At 74.2% G+C, this 8,840-nt stretch carries 10 protein-coding genes; 6 read left to right on the top strand and 4 right to left on the bottom strand.

The annotated features are described in order from the left end of the window. Nucleotides 1–828: a PAQR family membrane homeostasis protein TrhA gene (trhA, locus tag IN07_RS22895; RefSeq protein WP_081975642.1), complete on the bottom strand. Its 828-nt coding sequence runs from the start codon at nt 826–828 to the stop codon at nt 1–3. A 124-nt stretch (nt 829–952) separates the two neighbouring features. Here trhA and IN07_RS22900 point away from each other — a divergent pair, with 124 nt between their 5' ends. From IN07_RS22900 to IN07_RS22925, 6 genes are all read left to right on the top strand, one after another. Beyond that, nucleotides 953–1,732, top strand: coding sequence for an isoprenyl transferase (locus IN07_RS22900; protein ID WP_036341110.1), 780 nt, complete (start codon nt 953–955; stop codon nt 1,730–1,732). A 46-nt stretch (nt 1,733–1,778) separates the two neighbouring features. Continuing rightward, complete coding sequence (locus tag IN07_RS22905; protein ID WP_036341113.1) at nt 1,779–2,996, top strand: hypothetical protein; 1,218 nt, start codon at nt 1,779–1,781, stop codon at nt 2,994–2,996. 5 nt (nt 2,997–3,001) lie between these two features. Next, a complete protein-coding gene (locus IN07_RS22910; RefSeq protein ID WP_036341115.1) occupies nt 3,002–3,187 on the top strand; it encodes a hypothetical protein in 186 nt (61 codons plus the stop codon). Nucleotides 3,188–3,230: 43 nt separating this feature from the next. Further along, nucleotides 3,231–4,226, top strand: coding sequence for an ATP-binding cassette domain-containing protein (locus IN07_RS22915; protein ID WP_036341117.1), 996 nt, complete (start codon nt 3,231–3,233; stop codon nt 4,224–4,226). After that, entirely contained in the window at nt 4,223–5,038 is an 816-nt protein-coding gene (locus IN07_RS22920) for an ABC transporter permease (RefSeq protein WP_081975643.1), read from the top strand. Before IN07_RS22915 ends, IN07_RS22920 begins: the two co-directional genes overlap by 4 nt. A gap of 234 nt (nt 5,039–5,272) precedes the next feature. Continuing rightward, on the top strand, nt 5,273–6,568 hold the full coding sequence (locus IN07_RS22925) for a PhoH family protein (protein ID WP_036341119.1): 1,296 nt from the start codon (nt 5,273–5,275) through the stop codon (nt 6,566–6,568). Between the two features lie 88 nt (nt 6,569–6,656). Here IN07_RS22925 and IN07_RS22930 read toward each other — a convergent pair whose 3' ends face one another. From IN07_RS22930 to IN07_RS22940, 3 genes are all read right to left on the bottom strand, one after another. Then, nucleotides 6,657–7,580: a type IV toxin-antitoxin system AbiEi family antitoxin domain-containing protein gene (locus IN07_RS22930; RefSeq protein ID WP_036341122.1), complete on the bottom strand. Its 924-nt coding sequence runs from the start codon at nt 7,578–7,580 to the stop codon at nt 6,657–6,659. A gap of 151 nt (nt 7,581–7,731) precedes the next feature. After that, nucleotides 7,732–7,968: a hypothetical protein gene (locus IN07_RS22935; protein ID WP_231558544.1), complete on the bottom strand. Its 237-nt coding sequence runs from the start codon at nt 7,966–7,968 to the stop codon at nt 7,732–7,734. After that, on the bottom strand, nt 7,965–8,840 hold an 876-nt coding region (locus IN07_RS22940), incomplete at its 5' end, for a hypothetical protein (protein ID WP_036341125.1). The genes IN07_RS22935 and IN07_RS22940, both read right to left, overlap by 4 nt.

Below are 8,840 nucleotides of genomic sequence, written 5' to 3' on the forward strand. Positions count from 1 at the left end.
TCAGGTGAGCGGGGAGCGGTAGACCACGAAGTAGACGGCGATGTAGTGGCAGAGGGCGGCCACGATCGTCAGCGCGTGGAACACCTCGTGGTAGCCGAAGGTGCCCGGCCAGGGGTTGGGCCACTTGCTGGCGTAGGCGATCGCCCCGACGCTGTAGAGCAGGCCGCCGACGCACAGCAGCACCAGCGCGGTGACGCCGGCCAGTTGCAGGATGTCGACCAGCACGAACACCGCTGCCCAGCCCAGGGCCAGGTAGATCGGCACGCCCAGCCAGCGGGGTGCGTGCGGCCAGGCCACCTTCAGCGCCACACCCAGCACGGCACCGGCCCAGACGAGGGCCAGCAGCCACCGGCCGGTCGGTTCGGGGACGGCGAGCAGCGCGAACGGCGTGTACGTCCCGGCGATGAACACGAAGATCATCGAGTGGTCGGCGCGCTTCATCAGCTTCCAGCCGCGCGGTGACCAGCGTCGGCGGTGGTAGAGCGCGCTGACCCCGAAGAGCCCGAGGATGGTGAGGCAGTAGAGCGCCACCGACCAGCCGGCGCGCGCACCCTGCACGGCAGCGAGCGGGATGAGCACCGCCCCGGCGACGACCGACCCGAAGAACGCGAAGAGGTGCAGCCAGCCCCGCATCCGGGGGCGGGTGTCGGGGTGGTCGTACTCGTGGTCGCCGTACTCGGTCAGCGCCCACTCGCCCTGGCGCTCGACGGACTCGACCCGTTCGCCCTCCGCATGGACGGCCGCCACCGCCTCGCCGGCCGGCGCCTCGATCTCAGCGCCGTCAGCGGTGACCCGGGCGTGGTCCTCGTGGTCTGAGGAGACGCTCATGAGCCGAGGCTACGGAGCAGTGGGTACCGCGTCATCCCGGGCCGGGTGTGATCTCGCTGGGAACGCGCCGCCCGGTCCGGCGCGCGGTCCGGCCGCGCGGGGAGGCGGCACCTAGGGTGAGGGCGTGGTGGTGCGCGCGAAGGTCCGGGACGCGCTCACCGTCGTCTACGAGCGCAGGCTGGCCCGCGGCCTGGTGGGCGCCGACACCCCACGGCACGTCGGCGTGATCATCGACGGCAACCGGCGCTGGGCCCGGGCCATCGGCCTGGAGGACGTCAGCGAGGGGCACCGCCGCGGCGCGGACAAGATCGCCGACCTGCTCTCCTGGTGCGACGAGGCCGGGGTCGAGGTGGTCACCCTCTTCCTGCTGTCCACCGACAACCTCACCCGGCCGGCTCCCGAGCTCACCCCGCTGCTCCGGATCATCGAGGGCGTCGCCTGCGACCTGGCCGGCCCGGACCGGCGGTGGCACCTGCGGGCGGTGGGTGCCCTCGAGCTGCTGCCGGCGGAGACCGTCGCCGTGCTGACCCGGGCCGAGCGCGACACCCGGGAGCGGCCGGGGGCGACGGTGAACCTGGCGGTCGGCTACGGCGGACGCCGGGAGATCGCCGACGCCGTCCGGTCGCTGCTGGCCGAGCACGTCCAGCGGGGGACGACGCTGCCGGAGCTGATCGAGGTGCTCGACGCCGACCACATCGCCGAGCACCTCTACACCCGTGGGCAGCCCGACCCGGACCTCGTCATCCGCACCAGCGGCGAGCAGCGGCTCTCCGGGTTCCTGACCTGGCAGACCGCCCACTCCGAGTTCTACTTCACCGACGTCTACTGGCCGGAGTTCCGCCGGGTCGACTTCCTGCGGGCGCTGCGCGCCTACGCCGCCCGGCACCGCCGCTTCGGCAGCTGACCCGGCCCTGCCCGGGACGGCGCCCGGGGGCTGACAGACTCGGGGCATGGCAGCCGGCGCGGTCGACGTCCCCCTGGAGTACGTGCGGCTGGGGCTGCGCTTCGACCGGCTCGAACCCGGCTTCGTCGACGCCTACACCGGCGAGCAGCGGCTGCGGGCCCAGGTCGCCGACGAGCCGGCGCCGCAGCCGCACGAGCTGCGCGACCAGGCCCGGGCGCTGTTGGGCGAGCTCGACTCCGCCGCTCTGCCGGCCGACCGGACCGCCTACCTGCGCGGTCAGCTCACCGGTCTGGAGTGCAGCGCCCGCAAGCTGGGCGGGGAGCCGGTCGGCTTCATCGCCGAGGTCGAGGCCTACTTCCAGGTGTCGGTCGCCCTCGGCGACCCGGCCGAGTACGCCGCCGCGCACGCCGAGCTCGAGCAGCTGCTGCCGGGCAGCGGGACGCTGGCGGAGCGGTACGCGGTGCACCGGCGCCGGGAGGAGTGCCCCCCACAGCGGCTGGAGGAGGCGGTGCACGCGCTCTCCTCCGCACTGCGGGACCGGGTGCGCGGCCAGTACGGCCTGCCCGAGGCCGAGACGGTGCGCTACGAGGTGGTCACCGACAAGCCGTGGTCGGGGTTCAACTACTACGAGGGCGACTACCGCTCGCGGGTGGCGATCAACGCCGACCTGCCGCACCGGCTCGGTCAGCTGCCGCACCTGGTCGCGCACGAGTCCTACCCCGGGCACCACACCGAGCACTGCCGCAAGGAGCGGGGGCTGGTCGAGCGCGACCAGCACCTCGAGCACACCGTGTTCCTGGTCAACACCCCCGAGTGCCTGATGGCCGAGGGGCTGGCCGACCTGGGCGTCGAGGCGTCGATCGGCGCCGGGTGGGGCCCCTGGGCCGCCGACGTGCTCGGTGACCTGGGCCTGCGCTTCGACGGGCACCTGGCCGAGCGGGTCGCCGCCGCGGCCGCGCCGCTGAACCGGGTGCGCCAGGACGCCGCGATCCTGCTGCACGACCGCGGCGCCGACCCCGACGTGGTGATCGCCCACCTCCAGCGCTGGGGTCTGGTGAGCCGTGACCGCGCCGTCCAGCAGCTGCGGTTCCTCACCGACCCGCTGTGGCGGGCCTACATCTCCACCTACGTCGAGGGCTTCGACCTGCTCGCCGCCTGGCTGGCCGCCCGGCCGGCCGGGCAGCCCGTCGCCGACCGGTTCCTGCGACTGCTGGACGAGCCGCTGACGCCGGCGGTCGTCACCGCCGAGCTGGCCGGCGCCTGACCGTCGTGGCGAGCGGGACGACGGAGGAGCGACAGGCCCTCGGGCTGTGGACGGCGGGCTGGCTGGCGCTGTTCCTGCTGGCCGGGCTGCTGTGGCTGGGCGACGTGTCGCTGCAGTGGCCGGTGCTGCTGGTGCCGGCGGCCTGGGCGCTGGTGGTGCTCCGGCCGCGCCGGTCGTCCGCCGGGAGCTGAACCCGGTCGACTCCCGTCGGTGCACCGGTGGAGGATCCCCGCCGTGATCCACGCCCGCGGGCTCGCCCGCACCTTCCGGAAGAAGAAGCAGGAGGTGCACGCCGTCGCCGGCGTGGACCTCGACGTCGAGGCCGGGGAGATCGTCGGCTTCCTGGGCCCGAACGGCGCCGGCAAGACCACCACGCTGCGGATGCTGACCACCCTGCTCGAGCCCACCGCCGGCACCGCCACCGTGGCCGGCTGCGACCTGATCGCCGACCCGGTCGGGGTGCGCCGCCGGATCGGCTACGTCTCGCAGAGCGGCTCGACCGCGCCCGAGGCCCGCGCCGGGGAGGAGGTCGTCGACCACGCCCGGCTGTACGGGATCAGCACCGAGGAGGCGACCGCCCGCGGCAAGCGGCTGTTCCGTGAGCTCGACCTCGACGGCCTCTGGGAGCGTCAGCCGAAGGCGATGTCCGGCGGCCAGCGCCGTCGGCTGGACATCGCGCTGGGCCTGGTGCACGTCCCGGGCCTGGTCTTCCTCGACGAGCCGACCACCGGGCTCGACCCGCAGGCCCGGGCGAACCTGTGGCAGCACATCCGCGGCCTGCGCGCCGAGCGCGGGACGACGGTGTTCCTGACCACGCACTACCTCGACGAGGCCGACGCGCTGTGCGACCGGATCCTGGTCATCGACTCCGGCCGCATCGTCGCCGCCGGCACCCCCGACCAGCTCAAGTCCGACGTCGGCGGCGACGTCCTGACCGTCACCGCCGAGCACGCCGACGCCGCCGGGCAGGTCGCCGCCCTGATGGCCGCGCTGCCCGGGGCGGAGGCTCCCCAGGTCGACGGCACCCGGGTGGTCGGCCGCGCCCCGAACGGCGGTGCCGCCCTGGTCGCCCTCGTCCGCGAGCTGGACGCCGCCGGCATCGCCGTGGCCGGCATCGAGAGCCGCCGGCCCAGCCTGGACGACGTGTTCCTCGGCCTCACCGGCCGGTCGCTGCGGGAGACCGGGGCGCCGCCCGCCGTCCCCACCGAGTCGCTGGAGGCAGCCCGATGAGCACGGTCGCGACCCCGCCGGAGGCCACCCAGCCCACGACCAGTGCCACCGCGACCAGCAACCTGGTCCGGGACACCTACACGGTCTTCGCCCGGGCGATGCGGATGTCGCTGCGCAACCCGGCCTGGCTGGTGATCAGCCTGCTGCAGCCGATCCTCTACATCACCCTCTTCGGCCCGCTGTTGACCTCCGACGCCGTCCAGCTGGGTGCGGGCAACGCCTACCAGGTGTTCGTGCCCGGGATCCTCGTCCAGCTGGGCATCTTCGGTGCGCTGTTCGTCGGGTTCGGGCTGATCGCCGAGTACCGGGCCGGGGTCATCGAGAGCCAGCGGGTCACCCCGGCCAGCCGCACGGCGCTGCTGCTGGGGCGGGTGCTGCGTGACGTCGTCGTCCTGCTGGTGCAGGGCACGCTGCTCGTGCTGGTGGCCATCCCGCTCGGGCTGCGCGCACCGGTGGCCGGGGTGCTGCTGACCCTGGTGGTCATCGCGCTGCTGGGGGCGGCGTTCGCCTCGGTCTCCTACGCGCTCGCGCTGACGCTGAAGAGCGAGGACGCCTTCGCGCCGCTGCTCAACGCCGTCGTCCTGCCGGTGCTGCTGCTCTCGGGCATCCTGCTGCCGATGTCGCTGGCCCCCGGCTGGCTGCAGGCGATCAGCGACGTCAACCCGCTCAAGCACGTGGTCGAGGGCACCCGTGCCTTCTTCGACGGCGACTACGGCAGCAGCACCGCGTGGTGGGGTGCTGCGCTCACCATCGCGATGGGCGTGGCGGGCTGGTGGTTCGGCGTCCGACGTTTCCGGCAGGAGTCCAGCTGACGAACGGCGCACCACGCATCACCCGATCGCGTGTCGGAGGGGTGCTTTCGTCAGTACCGGGGCCTAGCGTCGGCGGTGGAGGACGAGCTCACCTCGCCCTCCACGGGAGGCCCGGTTGGTGCGAGGCAGTTCATCCACCAGAGGGGCCGCGTCCTGGCCCCAGCGCCGGGGCCCGGCCACCTTCGAGCCGGGGCGCGCCTTGTCATCAGGGTGCCGCTCCACGGGAGCCGACTCGTGACCACTCGCCGCACCTACGTCCTCGACACCTCCGTGCTCCTCTCCGACCCGGGCGCGCTGCTGCGCTTCGACGAGCACGACGTCGTCGTCCCGCTCGTCGTGATCGGTGAGCTCGAGGACAAGCGCGACCACCCCGACCTCGGCTGGTTCGCCCGCCAGACCCTGCGGATGCTCGACGACCTGCGGGTGCAGCACGGCCGGCTGGACGCCCCGCTGCCGGTCGGCGACCAGGGCGGTTCGTTGCACGTCGAGCTGAACCACAGCGACCCGTCGGTGCTGCCGCCCGGGTTCCGCAACGACAGCAACGACAGCCGGATCATGGTCGTCGCGCTCAACCTGCGCAGCGAGGGCCGGGACGTCTGCCTGGTGACGAAGGACGTGCCGCTCCGGGTCAAGGCCGCCGCGGTGGGGCTGGACACCGAGGAGTACCGCGGGCTCGGGGCGGTCGACACCGGCTGGACCGGGATGGCCGAGCTGGCGGTCGAGGAGTCCGACGTCCAGGCGCTCTACGACACCGGCACGGTCTACCTGCCGGCTGCCGCGGAGCTGCCGACCCACACGGGGCTGGTCATGCTCTCCGGCCGCGGGTCCGCGCTGGGCCGGGTGACCCTGGACAAGCAGGTGCGGCTGGTCCGCGGCGACCGGGACGCCTTCGGCCTGCACGGGCGCTCCGCCGAGCAGCGGGTCGCCCTGGACCTGCTGCTCGACCCGGAGATCGGCATCGTCTCGATGGGCGGCCGGGCCGGCACCGGCAAGTCGGCGCTGGCGCTGTGCGCGGGGCTGGAGTCGGTGATGGAGCGACGGGCGCACAAGAAGGTGGTGATCTTCCGGCCGCTGTACGCCGTCGGCGGGCAGGAGCTCGGCTACCTGCCGGGCAGCGAGAACGAGAAGATGGCGCCCTGGGCCCAGGCGGTGTTCGACACCCTGGGCGCCCTGGTCTCCGGCGACGTCGTCGAGGAGATCGTGGCCCGCGGGCTGATCGAGGTGCTGCCGCTGACCCACATCCGCGGCCGCTCGCTGCACGACTCGTTCGTGATCGTCGACGAGGCGCAGTCGCTGGAGCGCGGGGTGCTGCTCACCGTGCTCTCCCGGCTGGGCACCAACTCCCGCGTCGTCCTCACCCACGACGTGGCGCAGCGGGACAACCTCCGGGTCGGCCGGCACGACGGCGTGACCGCGGTGATCGACCGACTCAAGGGGCACCCGCTGTTCGCCCACGTGACCCTGACCCGCTCGGAGCGCTCCCCGATCGCCGCCCTCGTGACGGAGATGCTGGAAGACCTCCCCCTCTGACCCGAGCCTGACCCCGCTCTTGCGCCGCTCCCGCTGCTCCCGCGCTGTTGCACCACCGAGAGAGCCCCGGGAACTGCGCAAGAGCGGGTCACCGACGGTGGCTGCCCCGGGTGAACGCACGCCGTAGCCGCGCGGCCACGACGCCGGGCTCCTCCAGTTCGGGCCACGTCCACCGGACCACTTCCCGGCCGAGGTCACGCATCTCGTCCTCCCGCAGCTTCTCCCGGTAGACGACGTCACCGGCCGACTCACCGGGGCGGAGCAGTCGCCCGTACTTGACCCGGCCGTCGAACTCCCCGAGCGTGCGCTGGGCGTCCCAGCCGAAGTCGCAGCGTCCGACCAAGGACCCGTCGGGCCGGCGCACCTCGACCTGCAGGTCCGGTGCGGTCAGCCCGATGCGGTGGATCAGCACCCGGCTCCGGCTCTCACCGACGCTCTCGCTGCGCCGGTCGGCGAAGGCGATGACCCGAGCCGCCCGACGGGTCCCGGGTGCGCCGCCCATTCGTCGCAGTGCGTCGTCGAGCTGCGCTGCCGTGGTGGACCCGAGTGCGAGCGCGGCGTCGGCCGTGACGACCGCCGACTCGAACGTCAGCGTCCGGGCGAGGTCGACGACGGTCCGGGTGACATCGGTCGTGAGCACGCCGTCCACCACGGTGGTCTCCTCGGCGCCCAGTCGGGCGACGTGCAGGTGCACCCGCCTGCTGCTGGCTCCGGACGCGGGGGGAGTGCGGGTGACGTGCACGCGGGCCGAGCCGACCCGCCACGTGGGCAGTCCGTGCAGGACTGCCGCCGAGCCGTGGCTGACGGCTCCCGGCAGTCTGAGCCCCGCCACGGTCGCGACGATGACCGCTCGGGCGCGAGCAGCTCGATCAGCGTGCGGGTCGATGTACGCACCGCGCTGCAGGCGGTCGAGCTGCTTGGAGCGGACCAGGCGCGCGAGCTCGCCGTCGTCGAAACCCAGGCGCACCGCCGAGGCGCGGAGCAACACCCCAGGGGGCAGCGGATCGGTCATCCAGCCAGCCTGGCCGGTCCCGCCGCTCCAGGGAGGGGCGGCGGTCAACCTGTGGACGAGGTCCACATCGCTCTCGCGCCGGAAGCCGCGCCTCGGCGCTGTTGCAGCAGCGGACATCCGAGCGCAACTGCGCAGGAGTGCGTGCCGCCCGTCAGGTGGAGGCGGGCTCGTCCGCCGGGGCCGGGCTCGGCCGGGCGCGGCGGGCCGGCGGCGGCGGGGTGGTGGCCCAGCGCAGCAGGCCGACGGCGACCCAGCCGGCGCCCAGGCACCACAGCAGGCGGGTGGTGACGTCGTCCACGGTGAAGTCACCGCGCAGTCCCAGCAGGAACACCGGGATGGCCAGCACGAAGCCGGTCACCACGACGTCCCAGCGGAACGGGCTGATCACGCCTCCATCTCCTCCAGCCGCTCACACAGCAGCGAGGCCCAGCGGTGCGCGGTGGCCCGGGTGCCGTCGACCATGGCCACGGGCACCGGGACGTGGTTCAGCACGGCGGCCGGGTCGGCGGTCGAGTCGGTGTCCTCGACGACGACGGCGTCCAGGCGGGGCAGCCCGTCCAGCCACGGGACGAGGTCCTCGGGCTTGCGGGTGGCGTCCATGACCGCCCAGACCGCCGACGGCGACCAGACCGAGAGCATGTGCTCCATCCACGGCCCGCCGGACGTGCGCAGCGGGGCGTCCACGGCGACGACGGTGACCGCGCCGGTCGCGGCGCTGGTCCGGCGGCGTGCCAGGGCGGTCTCCAGCGAGGTGATCCGACTGGCCTCCGGGGCCAGGCCGGCGAGCGCACCCGACGCGGCCCACAGCACGGCCTCGGGCTCCAGCCGCAGCGAGGAGGCCAGCGACCGGGCGGCGGCGAAGGTCTCGGCGCCGGGGCCGACGAGCATCAGCACGTCGCCCGGCTCCGTGGGCGCCGGCGGAGCTGCGGGCAACCGCTCGGACAGGCTCCGGGTCAGCGCCGCGTACACGCCGCGGGCGGCCGCGTCACTGGTGAAGTCCGGCCCCAGCAGCGAGTCGGGCAGCCCGAGGGTCAGCAGCCGGATGACCAGCTCCTCCGGCCCGCTCATCGGGTAGGGGGCCAGCGCCGTCGACGACGGCGCGGGGACCAGCCGGGTCACGGTCGCGAGGCGGCCGCCGGGCTCGTCGGCGGCCGGCAGCGCGGCGGCCGGACGGGGCGCCACCGGGAGGGCGGTCGGGTGGGTCGAGGCCTGCGGACGGCCGGACAGCGCGGGGCGGGTGCTCGCCGGCACCGGCGGGGG

Source organism: Modestobacter caceresii, assembly GCF_000761485.1.
In the GTDB taxonomy this organism is placed as follows: Bacteria; Actinomycetota; Actinomycetes; order Mycobacteriales; family Geodermatophilaceae; genus Modestobacter; species Modestobacter caceresii.